The 21,211-nt window shown below is 31.0% G+C and carries 13 protein-coding genes; 7 read left to right on the top strand and 6 right to left on the bottom strand.

Annotated elements, in window-relative coordinates:
- Nucleotides 1-111 precede the first annotated feature (111 nt).
- Together ETU10_RS03815 and ETU10_RS03820 are read left to right on the top strand one after the other, a co-directional pair.
- Nucleotides 112-1,569: a hypothetical protein gene (locus ETU10_RS03815; RefSeq protein ID WP_146310003.1), complete on the top strand. Its 1,458-nt coding sequence runs from the start codon at nucleotides 112-114 to the stop codon at nucleotides 1,567-1,569.
- Nucleotides 1,570-1,581: 12 nt separating this feature from the next.
- Nucleotides 1,582-3,195: a hypothetical protein gene (locus ETU10_RS03820; RefSeq protein ID WP_146310005.1), complete on the top strand. Its 1,614-nt coding sequence runs from the start codon at nucleotides 1,582-1,584 to the stop codon at nucleotides 3,193-3,195.
- A gap of 26 nt (nucleotides 3,196-3,221) precedes the next feature.
- Here ETU10_RS03820 and ETU10_RS03825 read toward each other — a convergent pair whose 3' ends face one another.
- Complete coding sequence (locus ETU10_RS03825) at nucleotides 3,222-4,529, bottom strand: M48 family metallopeptidase (protein ID WP_146310007.1); 1,308 nt, start codon at nucleotides 4,527-4,529, stop codon at nucleotides 3,222-3,224.
- A 103-nt stretch (nucleotides 4,530-4,632) separates the two neighbouring features.
- On the opposite strand from ETU10_RS03825, the gene metH reads away from it, so the two are divergent.
- The 5 genes from metH to ETU10_RS03850 all read left to right on the top strand — a co-directional run bounded on the left by metH (nucleotide 4,633) and on the right by ETU10_RS03850 (nucleotide 14,848).
- Nucleotides 4,633-7,296 (top strand): methionine synthase, encoded by a 2,664-nt coding sequence (gene metH, locus ETU10_RS03830; RefSeq protein ID WP_146310009.1) that lies wholly within the window; start codon nucleotides 4,633-4,635, stop codon nucleotides 7,294-7,296.
- A gap of 181 nt (nucleotides 7,297-7,477) precedes the next feature.
- On the top strand, nucleotides 7,478-7,849 hold the full coding sequence (locus ETU10_RS03835; protein WP_146310011.1) for a YbaN family protein: 372 nt from the start codon (nucleotides 7,478-7,480) through the stop codon (nucleotides 7,847-7,849).
- A gap of 360 nt (nucleotides 7,850-8,209) precedes the next feature.
- Nucleotides 8,210-8,926 (top strand): MgtC/SapB family protein, encoded by a 717-nt coding sequence (locus ETU10_RS03840; protein WP_146310013.1) that lies wholly within the window; start codon nucleotides 8,210-8,212, stop codon nucleotides 8,924-8,926.
- Between the two features lie 28 nt (nucleotides 8,927-8,954).
- Complete coding sequence (gene mgtA, locus ETU10_RS03845) at nucleotides 8,955-11,630, top strand: magnesium-translocating P-type ATPase (protein ID WP_146310015.1); 2,676 nt, start codon at nucleotides 8,955-8,957, stop codon at nucleotides 11,628-11,630.
- A 257-nt stretch (nucleotides 11,631-11,887) separates the two neighbouring features.
- A complete protein-coding gene (locus ETU10_RS03850) occupies nucleotides 11,888-14,848 on the top strand; it encodes a PEP/pyruvate-binding domain-containing protein (RefSeq protein WP_146310017.1) in 2,961 nt (986 codons plus the stop codon).
- 65 nt (nucleotides 14,849-14,913) lie between these two features.
- Here ETU10_RS03850 and ETU10_RS03855 read toward each other — a convergent pair whose 3' ends face one another.
- The 5 genes from ETU10_RS03855 to ETU10_RS03875 form a co-directional block, all read right to left on the bottom strand.
- Nucleotides 14,914-16,248, bottom strand: a complete 1,335-nt coding sequence (locus ETU10_RS03855; protein ID WP_146310019.1) for an NADP-specific glutamate dehydrogenase — start codon at nucleotides 16,246-16,248, stop codon at nucleotides 14,914-14,916.
- 445 nt (nucleotides 16,249-16,693) lie between these two features.
- Nucleotides 16,694-17,665, bottom strand: coding sequence for a deoxyhypusine synthase family protein (locus ETU10_RS03860; protein WP_146310021.1), 972 nt, complete (start codon nucleotides 17,663-17,665; stop codon nucleotides 16,694-16,696).
- Between the two features lie 12 nt (nucleotides 17,666-17,677).
- Entirely contained in the window at nucleotides 17,678-18,748 is a 1,071-nt protein-coding gene (locus ETU10_RS03865) for a TerC family protein (protein WP_146310023.1), read from the bottom strand.
- A 124-nt stretch (nucleotides 18,749-18,872) separates the two neighbouring features.
- Nucleotides 18,873-20,123 (bottom strand): aminotransferase class I/II-fold pyridoxal phosphate-dependent enzyme, encoded by a 1,251-nt coding sequence (locus ETU10_RS03870; protein WP_146310025.1) that lies wholly within the window; start codon nucleotides 20,121-20,123, stop codon nucleotides 18,873-18,875.
- Nucleotides 20,124-20,136: 13 nt separating this feature from the next.
- Nucleotides 20,137-21,168, bottom strand: coding sequence for a PLP-dependent cysteine synthase family protein (locus tag ETU10_RS03875; protein ID WP_146310027.1), 1,032 nt, complete (start codon nucleotides 21,166-21,168; stop codon nucleotides 20,137-20,139).
- Nucleotides 21,169-21,211 lie beyond the last annotated feature (43 nt).

Raw genomic sequence — 21,211 nt, forward strand, 5'->3', positions numbered from 1 at the left:
CCAAAATGAAGATTTATAAATCTTCATGGAATAATTCATGGACTTTAGAGTTCAATAAAAACTCCCTATCCTTTAAAGAAATTTAAAAATTAATTTATAAATATTACTACTATGAAAAGACTTTTTTTAGCTTTATTTTTATCCCTTGTCGGATTTATCTCGGCACAAATCCAAGACTTAGCCACATTAGCAAGTGGAAAATTGGTTTATAGCCAAATATTATTGGATACAGAAGATCAGGTATATGGCTATATTTATTTTTTTAATCAAGAAAATATAGATGAAGATCATATACAAATGGAGTATGTTTTATTAGATAAAAATTTAAATAGAGTGGCTAATCACTCTTTTAAGATGCATCAATACAACAAAATGTTAGTTACAAGATATTTTAGAGATTGTTCTCTTATTAATAATAATCAATTACTCTTACGTCTAAGTCATCAGCCTATGAATGCACTGCCTATTGAGTCATTTTCAATTCTATCGATAAAAGAAAAAACCATCTCCCCGGAGTTTTGGTATTACAATGATGCTATTGAAGAAATACCCAAAAGCTATCCAGAATATGAAAAAAAAGCCTTTTATTTTAAAAATACAGGAATTGCAATTCCGGATAAAAACCACAATGGTTTTTATATAAAAGAGCAACCCTATACTAAGGTTGGAACCAATAAGTTTTTGAAATTTTATGATTTGAAAAATCAGTTGCAATGGAGCTATGAATATAACACAAGTACAAAAAATAAAGAACAAAACACGATTTATATCAATAATAAAAAATCTGAAATTATTTATCTTCTTGAATCTAATTTGCTTAAAAAAGATAAAATCGTAGCTATTAACTCACAGAATGGTAAAATAGAATTTCGTTATACATTCGATAATAACCTCACTAAGATTTATCATGATTTTAATTCTAAAGTATTCAATAACCAATTTATAATTACAGGCAATTATTACAAATACGATGGTTATACTGATTCTTACAATTTAAATATGTCCTTGGGATTTTATCGAATAATTTTGGATAAAAATGGGAATAAAATAAATGAGAAATATATTCCGTGGGAAGATTTAAAAGAGCAAATAAATATTAACAAAAAAGGAAAGGTAGATAAAAAATACTTATTACGTCCCAATGGATTTTATATATTCGAAGATGGTTCCGTATGCTTTTTAACTGATAAGTATCAACCCAATTCTAGCTCTTCAGATTTTGTTTTATTTTTAATGGATCCGGATTTTAAACTAAAAAAGATTGAAACCATAGCTAAAGAACCATTCAAAGGAACTCAGTACAATTACTTATTTTCACAATTTTCAAAAGAAAAAAATGAATATACCTTTTTCTACAAAAATTATATAAACTCTAATAAAGAATGGGTTTTAGGAGTAGTAACTCTCAATAAGGAAGGTATAATAAAAGAAGATAAAATACCGATGAGTTCAAAAGATGAAAAATTCACTATTTTGCCAATTCCAGCTAAAGAAGGTTATATTTTATTAAGAGAATACAATGAAATTGACGAAAAATACAACCAACTTCGTTTAGAAAAATTAAATTAATCTTACATAATTATGAAAAGAAAACTATATTTCTATTTACTTTGCCTGTTTATATATTCAACCACAGGGGCACAGACTGCTAAATTAGCGAAGCTATCGGAGGGTAAGCTGGTTTATTATACCCCTTTATTAGATGCGTATTCTGAAAAAGAACTTGGTCTATATGGATATTTTTTTATTTTTAATAAGGACAGAACCCAACGTACAGAGTATAATTATGAATACGTTTTATTAGACAAGAATTTAAACAAAGTATTTTCCGGAGAATTTTCAGAGCAATATAATAAGGGAATTAATACAAGAAAATATTTTGAGGGATGGTATATTAATAAACAAGTATTACTCAATGTATACGAAGATGGTGATAAAATGAAAAATAGAAACAGATGGCAGCGATTGATTGATCTAAAAACCAACAAAGTATCAGATCCCTTTTATGTCAATGACAGCCAATCCAATTTCCCCATAGATATAGGAAAAAATTCTAATGCTTTTTATTATAGCCTATTTCCCTACTCTCAAACTGGTTTTTTTTATAACAATTTTAAATGGCCTTACCCATTATGTTTTTATAAGGAATTAAAACCAGGAGAGCCAACCTGGTGCTTAAAAAATAGTAAACAAAATAAACAGACCCCAAAAAAGTATACAGAATTTTGGTTATCTTCGGTTAATGAAGAAATTGGTTTATTAACAGAAAAAGATATAAAAGAAACCTCTTCTAAAAAAATATTGGACTTAAGGTATAAATTGATTAGCATGAAAGACGGATCTACTATTACCACCTTATCTATACCAGATCCGGAGAAAAAAGATTCAATTATTAATGGATTAAATAAAAATTTACAATTCTATTTTAATACCTATGGTAATATTGAGGATAATTTATTAAAAGTTTCCAAAACAAATTTTTCCGATAGGGTTATTAATCCTGATCCGTTTAAAATTATTGTCAAAGAATATTATTCACTGGATACTGGAAAAAAGGTGAAGACCGATATCTTTAATTTAAAAGATTTATCTTCCTTCATGAATTATACTCCAGACTATAAGGTCATGAATAATGGAAAAAAATGGGAATTAAAGCTCATTGAACATCTTAAATTAAAAAATAATAATTCAATTCTTATTTTTGAAGAAACAAATCAAAATTCTGAAAAATCTGAATTTGGCAATTTGTATTTGGTTGAGCTTAATAAAGATTTAAAAGTAATTAAGTTCACTAAAACGAATATTAAAAGTAGACTTTTTACTAAAAAAGAAGATCAGCAAGAAATTATAGAGAATACTAGAAAGAAACTTAGTGATTTAGGGATTTCTATATCAGTTAGTGAAAGTTGGCTAAAAAAACTACCATTAGAAGATATAGAATTTACCAAACAAATAGAGGATGGTACTATAGTTATCTTTTATAAACAAAAAAATGAAGAAGGAAAAATAAATACTCTTTCTTCCCTTTCTTATAAAGATGGAAAAATAAAACAATTGCCTGATTTCCCTATAAAGACAGAGGAAGGAAGCAAAATATCTTTCTTACCTGCTAAAAATGGTTATTTATTATTGTATGAAGAATTTGAGGATGAAAACAAAATGCCGGAACTTCGGTTAGAAAAAATAAACTATTAAAATAATTCTTTAAAAAGAAAAGCACCTTATTCAGGTGCTTTTTTTGTATTATAAAACTCAGAAATATTTTTAATTTCATCCAAGGAAAGGTTCCACATAAAACTTAAAAACTGTTGATAACTTTCGGATTGGTCTTTGGGTTCAATGCGATCTAAATAGCGATTTAAACGATAAGTTTTTCTTCCCTCGTAAATTTTCTCAAAACATTTACCTAGCCATTCTTTATAAAACTGATTTTCTGGATCTTTCTGTAAATAGTATAAGCAAATATAAATACCTGCACCATATTGTTCAAAGAAATATAAAGAAGGAACTTGCTCATATTTTGCAATTTTTTGTAATTCTTCTAATTCTTTACTAGGTTTAAGTTCTATATCATTTTCCTTCATACCTGGAAAATAGGTACGCAATTTATTGATTCGATCCTCAATTTCCGGGTGGGTAGCAATAGAATCCTTATCAATTTTTTCTTTATATAAAGAATAATCGTAATTAGAAAAATCTTCTCTTTTCAACCAATCATCCTTAAACGGTTGATTAGGAAGCGAAAAAAACTTTCGATATATATCTTCTTTCAATCCAGAAGGTTTAATAGAATCATATTCCTCCATCAACTCCAAAGCATCCACAAAAGCCCCTTCATTAAAAGGAGAATTTTTCATGATGATAAGCCCCAAAGAATCTGCTTGAAATTCATTTTTTTTCCTAAGATCTCCACTGGCATACAATTTATTTCTATAAAGTTCTAGCGCAGCTCTGCTCTTATTGTATTTTTGCTTTTGAATACTTTTAATTTGATTTTTATTATTGGAAGAAAGTTCATCATTAGCTATAGCTTCCCCTCTTTTCAAAGAATGTTTAAGAATATTATGGCTTAATTCATGTGCTAGAACAGAGGCAACTTCATCATCATTATCCAGCCAATAAAAAAGTCCCATATTTAAAACAAAGGTTCCATTGGGTAAACAATAAGCATTTAAACTAGGATCTTTGGAAATTAATACACGTAAGTCTTTAGGAATATTAGGGTTGCCTTGTTTTAATTGATTTAGAATTTTGTCAATATAGCTTGAAAAACGAACATCGTAAACAAAACTACCGTCTTTGATCTGTTTTTCAAAATCCTTATAAAATTCTTCATAGCTTAGAGCCATTATTTTTCCAACCTTTTTAGGATAGTTCGTTTTTACGAATTTGATGAATTCATCGCCCGAATTTTTAAAAGAAGCGGCAGCTAAATCTCTTTTAGCCCTGTCTGCAGTATCAATAGGAATATAATTTTGAGCCCATAAACTGCCTGTAAATAAAATAAATAGTAAATTTAGTAATTTCATTTCATTAGTTTTAACCCCCAAAAATACGTTAAAAGCACTAAACTACAAACCTATAAAGTAGTTAGAAACAAATATTGTAACTTTGTTAATCTTTGAAAATATCATGCAGAATACCTTAAAACTTTCCGGATTAGAAGAATTTACTTTACTTCCCAATAGTAATTTTATAAATATAGGAGAAAGAACCAATGTAACAGGTTCTAAGAAATTTCTAAATCTTATTAAAAATGAAAGGTATGAAGAAGCCTTGTCGGTAGCAAGAGATCAAGTTGAGGGAGGGGCTCAAATAATAGATATTTGTATGGATGAAGGGTTGATAGATGGAGTGAAAACCATGACCACTTTTTTAAGACTCATAGCCTCAGAACCAGATATCGCTAGGGTACCTATAGTCATCGATTCTTCTAACTGGGAGGTAATAGAAGCAGGGTTAAAAAACATACAAGGAAAAGGAATCGTAAATTCTATAAGTTTAAAAGAAGGAGAAGAAGAATTTATAAAAAAAGCTAAAATTATTAAACGCTATGGAGCAGCAATCATTGTTATGGCTTTTGATGAAGAAGGACAAGCCGATAACTTGGAAAAAAGGAAGACCATAGCACAAAGATCATACGATATTTTAGTACATCAATTAAATATAAACCCTTCAGATATAATTTTTGATTTAAATATATTTCCCGTAGGAACGGGAATGCAAGAGCATAGAAGAAATGCCTTAGATTTTTTTGAGGCAACAAAGTGGGTAAAAGAAAATTTACCCGGTTGTTATGTTTCTGGTGGAGTTAGTAATGTGTCTTTTTCATTCCGAGGAAATAATAAAGTTAGAGAGTCTATTAATGCTGCCTTTTTATATCATGCCATTCAATACGGAATGGATATGGGAATAGTAAATCCTACACAAGTAGAGAACTATGATGAAATTGAACCAGAACTTCTACGTAAAATTGAAGATGTTCTCTTTGACAGAAGTGAAGATGCAACCGAAAATCTGATTGAATATGCAGAAACCATTACACAAGAAAAAGGAGCTAAGGAACAAAAAGTTGAAGAATGGAGAAATTATTCCATTGAAAAACGATTAGAATATGCCCTAATCAAAGGGAATGCAGATTATATAGAACAAGATGTGGAAGAAGCTCGCTTACAAGCCCGAAGACCTTTAGATGTAATAGAAGGTCCCTTGATGGATGGTATGAATACCGTAGGTGAACTTTTCGGGGCAGGAAAAATGTTTTTGCCTCAAGTAGTGAAAACTGCACGTGTAATGAAAAAAGCAGTTGCTTATTTACAACCTTTTATTGAAGCCGAAAAAACAGAGGAAAGTAGAACTAACGGAAAAATACTTATGGCAACAGTAAAAGGAGATGTTCACGATATTGGAAAAAATATAGTAGGAGTTGTTTTGGCTTGTAACAATTATGAAATTGTAGATTTAGGAGTAATGGTTCCTAAAGAAAAAATTATTGAAACAGCTCTTAAAGAAAACGTTGACATAATTGGGCTTAGTGGATTAATTACTCCTTCATTGGATGAAATGATTAGTGTGGTAGATGAGTTAGAAAAAAGAAAAATATCTATTCCTGTGATGATTGGTGGAGCAACAACTTCCAAAATTCATACAGCACTTAAAATTGAACCCAAATACAGCCATACGGTAATCCATGTATTGGATGCATCCAAATCCGTGGCGGTAGCTTCCTCCTTATTGTCTGATCAACACGAAACCTTTAAGGCTAAGATAAAAGAAGAGTACAAATATTTAAGAGAAAGCTATTTAAGCAGAAGTTCAGAAAAAGATTATCTTACCATAGCAGAAGCTCGAAAGAACAAATTTAAAATAGACAAGAAATCTTTTACCCCCTATAAACCTAAACAAATAGGAACACAAGTATTCGATGCAATACCATTATCAGACTTAAAAGAGTATATAGATTGGCAACCATTTTTTAGAGCTTGGCAAATTACAGGTAAATTCCCTAATTTACTTACAGATAAAATTGTTGGAGAAGAAGCAACCAATCTTTATAAAGATGCGCAAGCTTTATTAGACGAAATTATAAGCGAAAATTTATTACAACCTAAAGCGGTCATAGGTTTATTTGCTGCCAATGCAACAGAGCAGGATGATATTGAAATCTATGATAGTAAGGGACAGCATATAAACACATTCCGAACTTTACGACAACAAACAAAAAAATCAGAAGGCGTAGCAAATTTTGCTTTGTCAGACTTTATTCTACCTAAAAATAAAGAGAATATCCAAGACTATATTGGTTGTTTTGCAGTTACAATCTTCGGAGCAGAAGAATTGGCAAAAAAATATGAATTAGAAAATGATGATTACTCAGCAATTATGGTAAAAGCAATTTCCGATCGATTTGCAGAAGCTCTCGCAGAATACTTACATGCCAAAGTAAGGAAGGAAATTTGGGGTTATGCATCGGATGAAAATTTAAATAAAGATGAAATTATTAAAGAAAAATATTTAGGGATTCGTCCAGCTCCAGGATATCCGGCATGCCCGGATCATTTAGAAAAAATAACGATTTGGGAATTATTGGATGTAAAAGAATCAATTGGATGCATACTTACAGAAAGTTTAGCTATGTATCCCGCCTCTTCCGTTTCAGGCTATTACTTTGCCAATCCTCAAGCCAAATATTTTGGATTGGGTAAGATCACAAAAGACCAAGTGGAAGATTATGCCAATCGTAAAGATATTAAATTAGAAGATGCAGAGTATTGGTTACAATCCAACTTAGCTTAAAAATTTTAAGAAAATAACAGAATTCTTGTACAGATAGCTACTTATTTTTATTTCTGGATTACTTATATAAACCAATCTTTTTTAGAGAAGGTGAACAAATATGCTATAACTATTTCCATATTAGAATTTATAATCAATAAGATTAAAAAAACTAAAATTCCTTATGTATATTTGAAAGGTTATGAAGATTGTATGGATAATATTTGGAACTATTTCATTATTACTAGGAATTATAGGAGCTTTTCTACCCATACTTCCAACCACACCATTTTTACTATTAACCGCCTACTGCTACGGAAAAGGATCAGAGAAATTTCATTCTAGGTTAGTATCTTCAAAAATATATAAAAAATATATAAAAGATTGTGTTCAAGAAAGAGCCATGACACTAAAGCAAAAGTTGATTCTACTAGTGTTTGTGAGTTTTTTGTCGATTATATTTATGATAATATATCAAAATATATTGATAAAATCAATATTAGGCTTAGTAACTCTAGGTCATGTAATATTTTTTGGCTTTTATGTAAAAACAAAAAATAAAAGATTTTTTTGAATAGTTAAGACTATAATATTTAATTATTTCTAATTTTTTTCTAATGGTTTTCTAATGGTAATAGAATACAATATGCCATACTTTTGCACTACCAACATGTAGAAAAATGGAAGATTATCTCCCAAAATTAAAATATTTAAAAATTATTAATATTTCACTTTAAAGGACGACATATCGTTTGGTTTGTTCTTAGGTGAATAAAATTAAACGAGTCATGCAATTATTAATTTATAAACTACTTAAAGATAGTTGCCTCAATTACACAAATTCTAGAAAAGTTGGCATTAAAAACCAATTATATGTAAATGGTACCGAAAAAAAACGGTAAATTATTTATATTCATCAATAAAATCAATTACAATGTTACCAATCACTGAATTTGCTTTAAGATTAATTTTGGCTTTTGTTTTAGGTATGGCTATAGGCATAGAAAGACAATGGCAACAGAAAAGTGCCGGTTTACGAACCAATACTTTAGTGGCTGTAGGCTCAGCAGCATTTATATTAATTTCTATGTCTGTAAGTGGTAGCCATGGAGATCCTAGTCGTGTGGCTGCACAAATTGTAAGCGGAATTGGTTTTTTAGGTGCTGGAGTTATCATGAAGGATGGTTTAACCGTAAGAGGGTTAAACACAGCTGCAACCATTTGGTGTTCGGCTGCAGTTGGTTCATTGGTAGGCATTGGCTTATATGCTCAAGCAGCCTTAACAGCTTTAACTGTAATCATAATTCATATAACATTACGACCACTAGGAAGCAAAATGAACAAAATATCTTTTAAACAAAAGGATCATACAGCAACTACGGAGTATCAGATTCTCATTCACTGTAAAAATAATATTGAAAACCACATAAGAGTTTTATTAATTCAGCAATTAGGGAACAACGAAAAATTATTACTTCGATCACTTTCAAGTAAAGACGATTTAGATGGAGAAAGCACACTTATTACCGCAGATATAACTGCCAATGGAATTCAAGATTATTTAATGGAACAAATGGTAAGCCGATTAACTATAGAACAAGAGGTTATAAAGGTTAGCTGGGAATTCGTAGGGCAACAGTCTGATGTATAAGATATAAGCATAAATAAAATAGATCATTATGAATGCAAATAGATCTAAAAAACATTCTAACATTGAAATAAATTCAACTACGAAACTTCAAATGGTTTCCAAGAACACTAGCAATTTATTTTATGCTATGTTAGAAAGTAGTGAAAAAGGATTAAGCCTTCCCACGGTTGAAGAAAAGATTAAAAAATTTGGTTACAACGAGATAGAGCAGGACAAAGTACCCTCATGGTACAAACAGTTTGTCATGGCTTTCATCAATCCTTTCATAGCTGTTTTAGTTATACTTGTGATTATTTCAGCAATAATGGATGTATGGATAGTTTCTCCTGAAGAGAGAGATTTCAAAACAATTATTGTGGTTGGCTCTATGATTATTATAAGTTCCATATTAAGGTTTTGGCAAGAATACAATAGTAATCGAGCAGCTGAAAATCTAAAGAATATGGTTAAAACTACAGCGACTGTGTTTAGAAGAAACCAAGGTAAAGTAGAAGTTAATATAAGAGAAATTGTTCCCGGAGATATTGTTCATCTAAGTGCAGGAGATATGATACCTGCAGATTTAAGGATTATTAAATCCAAAGACTTATTCGTAAGTCAGGCCATACTCACGGGTGAATCCCATCCTTTAGAAAAGAGAGATGAGGCTATTGTAAATGCAGAGAATAAATCTCCACTAGAATTAGAAAATTTATGCTTTATGGGTACCAATGTAGTAAGTGGAACAGCCATAGCTATTGTTGTGACTACAGGTAACCAAACCTACTTAGGTTCAATAGGTAAAGCAATTAGTGGTAAAAAAGGAGAAACCAGTTTTGATAGAGGAGTAAATAAAGTAAGTTGGCTTTTAATTCGATACATGCTTGTAATGGTCCCCTTAGTCTTTTTAATTAATGGTTTAACCAAAGGAGATTGGTTACAGGCTTTGCTTTTTGCTGTAGCTATTGCAGTAGGTTTAACTCCAGAAATGCTACCAATGATTGTTACGGCTAACTTAGCCAAAGGAGCTAAAAGTATGAGTAAGCAAAAAGTGATTGTAAAAAAATTAAATGCAATACAAAACATTGGTGCCATGGATATTCTGTGTACAGATAAAACAGGCACGCTCACCTTAGATAAAATCGTTTTAGAACGACATTTAAATGTATTGGGACATGAGGATGATGAAGTTTTAAAGTGGACTTATTTGAATAGTTTTCACCAAACGGGCTTAAAAAACTTATTAGATATTGCCATTCTTGAGCATGTGGAGGTTCATGATTATTTAAAGGTTGAAGAAGATTATTTAAAAGTTGATGAAATTCCTTTTGATTTTCAAAGAAGAAGAATGAGTGTTATTTTAGAAAAGAAAAACAAAAAGCAACTTCTTATTTGCAAAGGAGCCGTAGAAGAAATGTTAGATCTTTGTACTCATGCTTTTTATCCTGGTGAAAATTCTAAGATGCATGCAGAAAAAGATTCAATAATAGCCTTAGATGCTCAGATGAAAAAAACGGTTTTAAACACCTCAAGAAAACTAAACGAAGATGGTTTAAGAGTATTGTTAGTGGCTATTAAAGAATATAACAACCCTAAAATAGATTATAACGTTGAAGATGAATCTAACCTAATACTCACGGGTTTTATAGGTTTTTTGGATCCAGCAAAACCTTCAGCAAAGCCAGCTTTAGAAAAACTTCAAAAATTAGGGATCCAAGTAAAAGTGTTAACCGGTGATAATGAAATTGTAACTAGAAAAATATGTAAAGATGTTGGAATACCTTTTCAAAACATAGTTTTAGGTGCAGATATTGAGCTCTTAAACGATGATGAACTTTCAAAGAAAATCAAAGATATAAGCATATTTGCTAAGCTTAACCCTGTACAAAAATCAAGAATCGTTACTCTTCTTCAAAAACAAAATTTTACGGTAGGCTTTATGGGAGATGGAATCAATGATGCGCCGGCATTGCGTAAAGCTGATGTTGGGATTTCTGTGGATACGGCTGTAGATATTGCTAAAGAAAGTGCAGATATTATACTCTTAGAAAAAGATCTTAGAGTTCTTCAAAAAGGAGTGGTATATGGTCGAAGGACTTTTGGAAATATAATTAAATATATTAAAATGACCACCAGTAGTAATTTTGGGAATATGTTTAGCATGATTGGTGCAAGTATCTTTCTTCCATTTTTACCTATGCTTCCCATACACTTACTAATACAAAATTTACTTTATGATATATCTCAAACTTCTATCCCTTGGGATAAAATGGATGAGGAGTTTATGGAAAGATCCCAAAAATGGGACACAAAAGGGATTAGTCGTTTTATGATATATATAGGACCTATTAGTTCATTCTTTGATTATATAACTTTTGCAGTCATGTTTTTTGTTTTCAAAGCAAATTCCCCTGAACACCAAAATTTATTTCAAACCGGTTGGTTTGTTGAAGGGCTTTTATCACAAACATTAATTGTACATATGATACGCACGCGTAAAGTACCTTTTATACAAAGTTGGGCTACAGCACCAGTAGTTGCATTAACAAGTTTGATTATGTTGATTGGTATCTCATTACCATTTACTCCGTTAGCGGAATCCATACATCTACAACCCTTACCTTTAAGTTATTTTCCTTGGTTAATAGCTATACTCTTTAGTTACTGTTTACTTACTCAGTTTATAAAAAATAGATTTATTAAAAAGTTTCATCAATGGCTTTGAAAAATAATTATTTTAAAAAGTGGATTTGGATAATAATATTTTTCCTTCTTTTAGTCTTTACCGTAGATTTTTTAGTAGCTAAATGTAGTTCACATAAAAACCATAGAAAGATAATTTTTCCCTTTCATTTGAAGGATAGAAAGTAGGGATTTTAATTTAAAAAATAAACATACTCAAATATTTCAATTCGAAAAGACGATTAATTTTAATTAAATCGTCTTTAAATTTTGTATTTTCACTAAAAAGAAAACAAAAGTATGCAAAACGCAGCTCAAAGTTTAAGGAACTTTCAATTTAAAGATATTTCTTTCTCCAATTTAATGAATAAACGTATTTATAATGTGTTATTAATAGCTACGAAATACGATTTATTTATATTGGAAGAAGATGGTAGAATAGATGAACAAATATTTGATGAATATACAGCTTTAAATCTTAGATATCCACCCCGTTTCACCCAAGTTTCAACGGAAGAAGAAGCATTAGAGCTTCTGCAAGAAAATCATTACGAGTTAGTGATATTCATGCCCAATATGGATGAAGTTCATATGTTTTCCACGGCGGAAAAAATTAAAAAACTCTACTCTGAGATTCCATTAGTGGTTTTAACAGCATTTTCAAAAGAAGTTTCAAAACGATTATCAGCGGTGGATTTAAGCTTTGTAGATTATGTATTTAGTTGGTTAGGAAATTCCAAACTACTATTGGCAATTATTAAGTTGATTGAAGATTCTATGAATGTAGAGCACGATGTTCAAACAGCAGGAGTTCAGGTAATTTTATTGGTGGAAGATTCCGTACGCTTTTATTCCTCAGCTCTTCCATCACTATTTAAAATAGTTATGAATGAGTCCAAAAATTTTGCAAAAGAAGCGCTGAATGAGCACCAGCAAATGCTTAGGATGAGAGGAAGACCCAAAATACTATTAGCAAGAAGTTTTGAAGAAGCTAGTGAGATATATAAATTATATACAAAAAACTTGTTAGGTATTATTACAGATATGAGTTATCTGCATAACGGAGTTAAGGAAAAATTAGCCGGATACAACTTAGCAAAATGGATTAAAGAATCAAATAAATTTCTACCCATTATATTTAATTCATCAGACCCTAACAATAAAAAATATGCAACAGAATTAAATTGTGATTTTATAGATAAAAATTCTAAAAGTTATTCTTATGAATTAAGACAAAGAATAATACAACAATTCGGATTTGGAGATTTTATTATCATTAATCCTGAAACAAAAAAAGAGCTTTACAGGATTAGAAATTTGAAGGGACTACAAAAAGTTATAAAAATTATACCGGATGATTCTTTGGCTTATCATGTTTCTCAAAATCATTTTTCAAGGTTCTTATATTCGATTGCAATATTCCCAATTGCTGAAATGCTCAAAAATATAGATGCAAAAGATATTTCCCTGCAAGAAGTTCGTCAGTTGATTTACGATTCAATTATCGAATATAGAAAGATGAAAAACACAGGGGTTATAGCTGTATTTGAAAAAGATCGTTTTGATGAATATTCCGAATATGCAAGAATAGGAGAAGGATCGTTAGGAGGAAAAGGTAGAGGTTTAGCTTTTTTAGGGAATATAATCAAAACACATCCAGAACTAAATCAACACAATAACTTTCCAGTAACTATACCAAAAACTATCGTGTTGTGTACAGATATTTTCGATGAGTTTATGGAAGAGAACCATTTGTACTCAATAGCTTTATCCGATGCAGAAGATCATGAAATTTTAAATGCTTTTTTAAAAGGAAACTTTCCTGAAAGATTAGATGAAGACTTTATTTCTTTATTCCATACAATTAAATCACCCTTAGCCATTCGTTCTTCCAGTTTATTAGAAGATTCCTATTACCAACCTTTTGCAGGAATTTATTCTACCTATATGATTCCATGTATTGAAAATAAACTACAAATGCTGAGCTGGTTGAAAGATGCAATTAAATCAGTATATGCATCCGTTTTTTTTAGAGACAGTAAAGCATACATGGAAGCTACGCATAATGTAATTGATGAGGAAAAAATGGGCATTGTTATACAGGAAGTGGTAGGAAGAAGCTATGAGGAGAGATTTTATCCAGCCATATCTGGGGTAACCCGTTCATTAAATTTTTATCCTATTGACTATGAAAAACCAGAAGAAGGCATTGTAAACCTTGCAATGGGTTTGGGTAAGTATATTGTAGATGGAGGAATAACCCTTAGATTTTCCCCTTACCATCCTCATAATATTCTGCAATTGAGTACCCTAGATTTTGCCTTACGAGAAACGCAGCGACAGTTTTATGCTTTAAATATGAAAGGAATTGATGAGAGTTTTTCAATTAATGATAGTTTCAATTTACTTAAATTAAATGTCAATGAGGTTTTAAAGGATAGTTCTTTAAAATATATAGTATCTACTTATGAACCAAGAGAACAAATAATATACGATGGGTTTTATGAAGGAGGTAGAAAAATTATTTCCTTTACAAATATTCTACAACATGAATTATTTCCATTGATTGATACGTTACAAAAAGTTTTGAAAATAACAAAAGAGGAAATGGGTAGAGATATTGAAATTGAATTTGCAATAGATATAGAAAATAAAGAAAAAGCTACTTTTTATTTACTTCAAATTCGACCTATTGTTCTTAATAAAGAAGATATGAATGAAGATTTATCTCTCATTCCTGTTGAAGAAACTTTATTAACTTCTAACAATGCTTTAGGCAATGGAATTATTGATGATGTGTACCATATCATTTATGTAAAATCTAAAGATTTTAATCCTGCTAATAATCAAATGATTGCTTATGAAATAGAAAAAATTAATAAAAAATTCAAAGAAGGTGATGGAGGTTATGTATTGGTAGGACCAGGAAGATGGGGGAGTAGTGATTCTTGGTTAGGAATTCCTGTTAAATGGTCTTATATAACCAATGCTCGTTTATTGGTAGAATCTGGTTTGAAAGACTATAGAATTGAACCCAGTCAAGGAACACATTTTTTTCAAAACCTAACATCCTTTGGGGTAGCTTATTATACAATAAATTCTTTTCAAGAAGGAGAAGGCACTTTTGATGAGGAATATTTAAACCATTTACCTTCAATTGAAGAAACCGATTACCTCCGAGTAGTTAAGTTTGAAAAGCCAATCGTAATAAAAACCAATGGAAGAAAAAAACAAGGAGCTGTCTTTAAAAGTAGCAATTAAATTTTAAAGTAATAAAATAACCATACTTTTTATTTAAAAAGTATGGTTATTATTTAATGGATGAATTATAATATACCTTGTGCCATCATAGCTCTAGCCACTTTCATGAATCCTGCTATATTAGCTCCATTTACATAGTTAACAAAACCGTCAGCATCTTTGCCGTATTTCACACAATTATTATGAATTTCTTGCATAATTTCTTTAAGTTTTTGGTCTACCGTTTCCAAAGACCAGCTTAAACGTTCTGAGTTCTGACTCATTTCTAAACCTGATACAGCAACACCTCCTGCATTTGCTGCTTTTCCTGGGGCATATAGTATTTTCGCTTCAATAAATGCTTTAACGGCATCTGGAGTAGATGGCATATTTGCGCCTTCTGATACTGCAATTACTCCATTACCTATAAGAGCAACTGCATCATCTCCATTCAACTCATTTTGAGTTGCTGAAGGTAAAGCTATGTCTGCTTTTTCACTCCAAGGTCTTCCTCCATCTACATATTTGCATCCATACTTTTCAGCATACTCTTTAATTCTACCTCTGTATAATTCTTTAAGTTCTTTTACGTATTCCAACTTCTCAGTAGTAATACCCTCAGGATCATAAATATATCCTGCAGAATCTGAAAGAGTTACAGGTATTGCACCTAATTCAATTAATTTTTCACAAGTATATTGAGCAACATTACCAGATCCGGATACTAAGCATTTTTTACCTTTAATATCAATTCCTTTCGTTTTTAACATTTCTAATAAAAAGTAAACATTACCATAACCGGTAGCTTCTGGACGTATTAAAGAGCCTCCAAAGGTTAATCCTTTGCCGGTAAAAGTTCCTGTAAATTCACGAGCTAATTTTTTATACATTCCAAACAGATAACCCACTTCTCTACCACCAACTCCTATATCTCCAGCAGGTACGTCGGTATCTGGTCCGATATGTCTCCATAATTCCGTAACAAAGGCTTGGCAAAATCTCATGATTTCATTGTTAGACTTGCCTTTAGGATTAAAATCTGAACCACCTTTACCGCCTCCCATAGGTAAAGTAGTTAAAGCATTTTTAAAGGTTTGTTCAAAAGCTAAGAATTTAAGTATTGATACATTCACAGATGAGTGAAAACGTAATCCCCCTTTGTAAGGACCAATAGCATTGTTGTGCTGAACTCTATATCCCATGTTAGTTTGTACTTGTCCCTTATCATCTACCCAAGTAACTCTAAATGTAAAAATTCGTTCAGGAATACATAGTCTTTCAATTAAATTTGATTTCTCAAATTCTGGATGTTGATTGTATACCTCTTCAATAGATTCTAAAACTTCATGCACTGCTTGATGATATTCTGGCTCATTTGGAAATCTTCTTTTTAGGCTGTCTAATACCTGTTGTGTTTTCATAAACTTAATAGATTTTTATTGTTTGTAGTATAAATGTATGAAAATAATGGTAACTAATCAAATTTTTAGGTATAAATTTATTATAATAAGAAAGAAACTGCTTTATAATTCTAATTATGATAAATTAATATAAAGAAAAAATTTAGCTTAATTTTAATGTTTTTATCAATTTAGGATGTAATAATGAATAAATATTTTCGGATATAAACTAATAAATCGAAGATTAAGAAATAAAATTTTTTAAATCTTCAAAAATGGTTATAAAACAAATAATATAATGGAAAAGTGGAAGAGTATAGTAGAGTAATTTATTCTAAGTAAATTAATTTATAAATTAAGAGTGTTTCTTTTAAATTTAAGTAAATTTTTACTTAATATAGCTTAAGATTTTTATAAAAGAAATAAGGATTTTGTTTAAAATCCTTATTTCAGTAGAATATTTGTTTTACATATCTAATACATATGCAAATACCAATGGAGCAACTATTGTTGCATCACTTTCAATAATAAATTTGGGAGTATTAACATCCAATTTGCCCCAAGTAATTTTTTCATTAGGTACAGCTCCTGAATAGGAACCATAACTTGTAGTAGAGTCTGAGATTTGGCAGAAGTAGCTCCAGAAAGGAACATCCTCCCATTCTAAATCTTGATACATCATAGGTACCACACAAATAGGAAAATCTCCAGATATACCTCCACCTATTTGGAAGAAACCCACTCCTTTGCCTTGAGAGTTATTTCTGTACCATTCAGTTAAATATGCCATATATTCAATCCCAGATTTCATTGTAGATGCTTTTACTTCCTCTTTAATAACATAAGAAGTAAAAATATTCCCCATGGTGCTATCTTCCCATCCTGGAACTACAATCGGTAAATTCTTCTCTGCCGCAGCAAGCATCCAGCTATTTCTAGGATCAATTTCATAGTATTGCTCAAGCACGCCAGAAAGTAGTAGTTGATACATATATTCATGGGGAAAATAACGTTCTCCCTTGGCATCAGCATCTTTCCAAATTTTTTCTATATGTTGCTGCAAGCGTCTAAAAGCTTCTTCTTCAGGAATACATGTATCAGTTACACGGTTTAAATGATTATCAAGTAGATTCCGTTCTTGTTCTGGAGTTAAGTCTCTGTAATTGGGAATTCTTTTGTAGTGAGAATGAGCCACTAAGTTCATGATGTCTTCTTCTAGATTCGCACCAGTACAAGAAATAATAGCAACTTTGTCTTGTCGTATCATTTCAGCTAAAATCTTTCCCAATTCAGCAGTACTCATAGCACCACCCATGGTTATCATCATTTTTCCACCGTCCTTAAGATGAGCGGTATAACCTTTAGCCGCATCTACTAAAGAGGCAGCATTAAAGTGCAAAAAATATTTTTCTATAAATTCTGAAATAGGTTTACTCATGATATATTTTATTTATTGAATTTGTTCTTTTTTATTAGGGAATATCAAAGACAAAAGTACAGAAAGTATCAGAACACCAGCTACAACCCCTAAAGAGGATAGTGATGAAATATGTATGAATGGAGCCATTAACATTTTAATTCCAATAAAACTGAGTATGATAGCTAATCCATATTTTAACTTACTAAACATATGCATAAAATTAGCTAAAAGAAAGTAAAGAGAGCGTAGTCCCAATATGGCAAATATATTTGAGGTATATAAAATAAATGGATCGTTTGGTGCTATAGCAAAAATTGCAGGAATTGAATCCACCGCAAAAATTAAATCAGTAATCTCAATAATTATTAAAGCTGTGAACAAAGGGGTTGCCATTTTAATCCCATTGCTAACAGTGAAAAATTTATCCTTATCAAAATCTTTAGTTACTTTAAAAAATTTTTTTACAATTCTTGCTCCCAAACTTTCATTTAAATCTTTTTTTGAATCATTATCCTCCTCCTTGGAAAACCATGAATGTATACCTACATAGATTAAAAACACTCCGAATATAGTTAAGATAATATTAGGTCTATAGAATTCATTGCTTGTAGTATTTGAATATTCAGTATGATGATCTAAGACAAAATGAAAGTTTCCTATTGAAAATGGAGGCAAATAGGTTCTGTTTATCATTTCAACTCCTAGAAATATAAATATACCCCGGAAGATTAGCGCTCCAATTATGCCCCAAAAAAGTATTTTGTGTTGATATTCTTTAGGGATTTTGAAAAAGCTAAAAACCATTATAAAAACAAATAAATTATCCACGGATAACGCTTTTTCAATCCAGTAAGCAGATTGAAATTGGGAAAATTTTTCAAGAGCAAATTTATAACCATCGGCTTCTTTAAATACAAGGAATATAACCCCACTAAATATCATAGCCAATGAGATCCAAACCAGTGACCAAGTAGCCGCTTCTTTATTGGAAATTGAATGTGTTTTTTTATTTAAAATTCCCAAATCTAAAATGAGCATTACTAGAATTGAAATTGAGAAAATGGTAATTAAAAGCGGATGATTAAACATATTATCCTCCATAGTATTGGTATCGTTTTATTAATTATTCCAAATTTACTTATTTTTAACTATTAAATAAAAGAAAAAGCTTGGCTAAGCCAAGCTCTTTCTTTTATTTATCTTAGACGTATATAATTACTAAAAATTAAATTCCTAAATCTAAATTTTCAGAACCTTTTTTATAGGTACCATCCATTAACTTCCCTCTAACAGCTTCAAAAGCAGCTAAGGTAGCATCAATTTCTTCATCTGAATGAGAGGCTGTAGGAATTAATCGTAATAAAATCATACCTTTAGGAATCACTGGGTAAACAACAACACTAGTGAATATTCCATAAAATTCTCTTAGATCTTTAATTAATAATGTAGCTTCTAAAGGGTCTCCTTGTAAATAAACAGGAGTAACACAGGTGTTTGTGCTTCCAATGTTGAATCCTCTTTCTTTTAATCCCCCTTGTAGCTTATTTACATTGTACCACAATTTTGCTTTAAGCTCAGGCTTAGTTTTTAAAAGTTCTAATCTTTTTAGAGCCCCCATAACCATAGGCATAGGAAGTGATTTTGCAAATATTTGTGACCTTAAATTGTATTTTAAATATTTAATAATCTCTTTATCACCCGCTACGAATGCACCTATTCCTGCCATAGATTTTGCAAAAGTAGAAAAATAAATATCAATTCCGTCTTGGCAACCTTGTTCTTCTCCTGCACCAGCACCCGTTTTCCCCAATGTTCCAAAGCCATGAGCATCATCAACAAGTAATCTGAAATTATACTTTTTCTTAAGTTCTATAATTTCTTTTAATTTTCCTTGTTCTCCTCTCATGCCAAAAACACCTTCTGTAATTACAAGAATTCCTCCTTGTGATTCTGCGGCGTTTTTAGTCGCTCTTTGTAAGTTTTTTTCTAAACTTTCGATGTCATTATGTTGATAAGTAAATCTTTTACCAAAATGTAATCGAACCCCATCAACAATGCAAGCGTGGCTATCAACATCATAAACAATCACATCGTTTTTTGATACGAGTGTATCAATAATTGATAACATACCTTGATATCCGAAATTCAATAAGTAGGCAGATTCTTTATTTACAAATTCAGCCAATTGTCTTTCTAACTCAGCATGTTGAGGTGTTTGTCCAGACATAGCCCTTGCTCCCATAGGATAAGCCATTCCATATTTTACACCTGCATCTGCGTCTGCTTTTCTTACTTCTGGATGATTGGCTAAACCTAGATAGTCATTGATGCTCCAGACAATCATTTCCTTGCCTTTAAATTTCATACGAGGGCTAATTTCTCCTTCTAATACTGGAAAAATGTATTCTCCTTCCGCATACTCCGCATACTTTTCTAAAGGACCGGGGTGATTTTTTATTCTATCGAAAATATCCATTTGGTAATGTGAATTATTGTACTGTTTCTATTGTGGCATGGGATTCTAACCCGTTTAATCGACTTTTAACAAATCCTTGAGATTGCATCCATTCATCACTAAATACTTTTGTCATGTAGCGAGATCCATGATCTGGGAAGATTAAAACAACTACAGATTCATCGGTAAAATCTTCAGAGATCTTTCGAGTAGCAGTTAGACTTGCTCCACTGGTATAGCCTACCATCATAGCTTCTTTTAAAGCGATTTCTCTTGTAGCATAAGCACTTGGTTCATCTGATACTTTTACGTATTTATCTATAACAGAAAAATCTAAAGCTTCAGGAATTAAATTTTTACCTAATCCTTCAATTTGGTAAGGTTTAATTTCATTAGGATCGATTTCTCCAGTTTCAAAATACTTTTTTAAAACAGAGCCTACTGCATCTACCCCTATAATTTTTATATTAGGATTTTTTTCTTTTAAATATTCAGCAGCTCCAGTTAATGTGCCTCCAGTACCTGTGCATCCTATAAGGTGAGTGATTTTACCTTGGGTTTGTTCCCAAATTTCAGGACCAGTAGTTAAATAGTGAGATTTTGTATTTTCTTTATTAAAGTATTGATTAATGTAAATCGAATTAGGAGTCTCAGCAGCAATTTTTTTAGCTACTTCGTAGTAGGATCTAGGATCGTCTGCCGGTACATTGGCAGGACATAAATATACCTTAGCACCCATAGCTCTCAAAAAAGAAATCTTTTCTGGCTTAGTCTTATCACTAACGGCTAAAATGCACTTGTATCCTTTAACAATGCTTACCATAGCAATAGAAAAACCTGTGTTTCCAGAAGTGGTTTCAACAATGGTTGCGCCTGGCTTTAATAAGCCCTTTCTTTCGGCATTTTCAATGATATGTAGTGCAATCCTGTCTTTTGTTGAATGTCCGGGGTTATAGCATTCTAGTTTAGCGAAAAACTTTCCCTTCATCCCTTCTGTTACTTTGTTCAAGCGTACTAACGGTGTGTTGTTAATTAACTCAAGAACATTATTGTAAGTTCCAGCCATCCTATTTATTTTATTAATTTTTGAATATAATTAATTTCAAGGG

This window comes from Apibacter muscae (assembly GCF_007845595.1).
In the GTDB taxonomy this organism is placed as follows: domain Bacteria; phylum Bacteroidota; class Bacteroidia; order Flavobacteriales; family Weeksellaceae; genus Apibacter; species Apibacter muscae.

Coding starts and splice junctions, on each gene's coding strand:
- ETU10_RS03815 (WP_146310003.1), top strand. CDS start 112: ATGAAAAGACTTTTTTTAGCTTTATTTTTATCCCTTGTCGGATTTATC.
- ETU10_RS03850 (WP_146310017.1), top strand. CDS start 11,888: ATGCAAAACGCAGCTCAAAGTTTAAGGAACTTTCAATTTAAAGATATT.
- ETU10_RS03875 (WP_146310027.1), bottom strand. CDS start 21,168: ATGGCTGGAACTTACAATAATGTTCTTGAGTTAATTAACAACACACCG.
- ETU10_RS03835 (WP_146310011.1), top strand. CDS start 7,478: ATGAAGATTGTATGGATAATATTTGGAACTATTTCATTATTACTAGGA.
- ETU10_RS03860 (WP_146310021.1), bottom strand. CDS start 17,665: ATGAGTAAACCTATTTCAGAATTTATAGAAAAATATTTTTTGCACTTT.
- ETU10_RS03870 (WP_146310025.1), bottom strand. CDS start 20,123: ATGGATATTTTCGATAGAATAAAAAATCACCCCGGTCCTTTAGAAAAG.
- ETU10_RS03820 (WP_146310005.1), top strand. CDS start 1,582: ATGAAAAGAAAACTATATTTCTATTTACTTTGCCTGTTTATATATTCA.
- metH (WP_146310009.1), top strand. CDS start 4,633: ATGCAGAATACCTTAAAACTTTCCGGATTAGAAGAATTTACTTTACTT.
- ETU10_RS03840 (WP_146310013.1), top strand. CDS start 8,210: ATGTTACCAATCACTGAATTTGCTTTAAGATTAATTTTGGCTTTTGTT.
- ETU10_RS03825 (WP_146310007.1), bottom strand. CDS start 4,529: ATGAAATTACTAAATTTACTATTTATTTTATTTACAGGCAGTTTATGG.
- ETU10_RS03865 (WP_146310023.1), bottom strand. CDS start 18,748: ATGGAGGATAATATGTTTAATCATCCGCTTTTAATTACCATTTTCTCA.
- mgtA (WP_146310015.1), top strand. CDS start 8,955: ATGAATGCAAATAGATCTAAAAAACATTCTAACATTGAAATAAATTCA.
- ETU10_RS03855 (WP_146310019.1), bottom strand. CDS start 16,248: ATGAAAACACAACAGGTATTAGACAGCCTAAAAAGAAGATTTCCAAAT.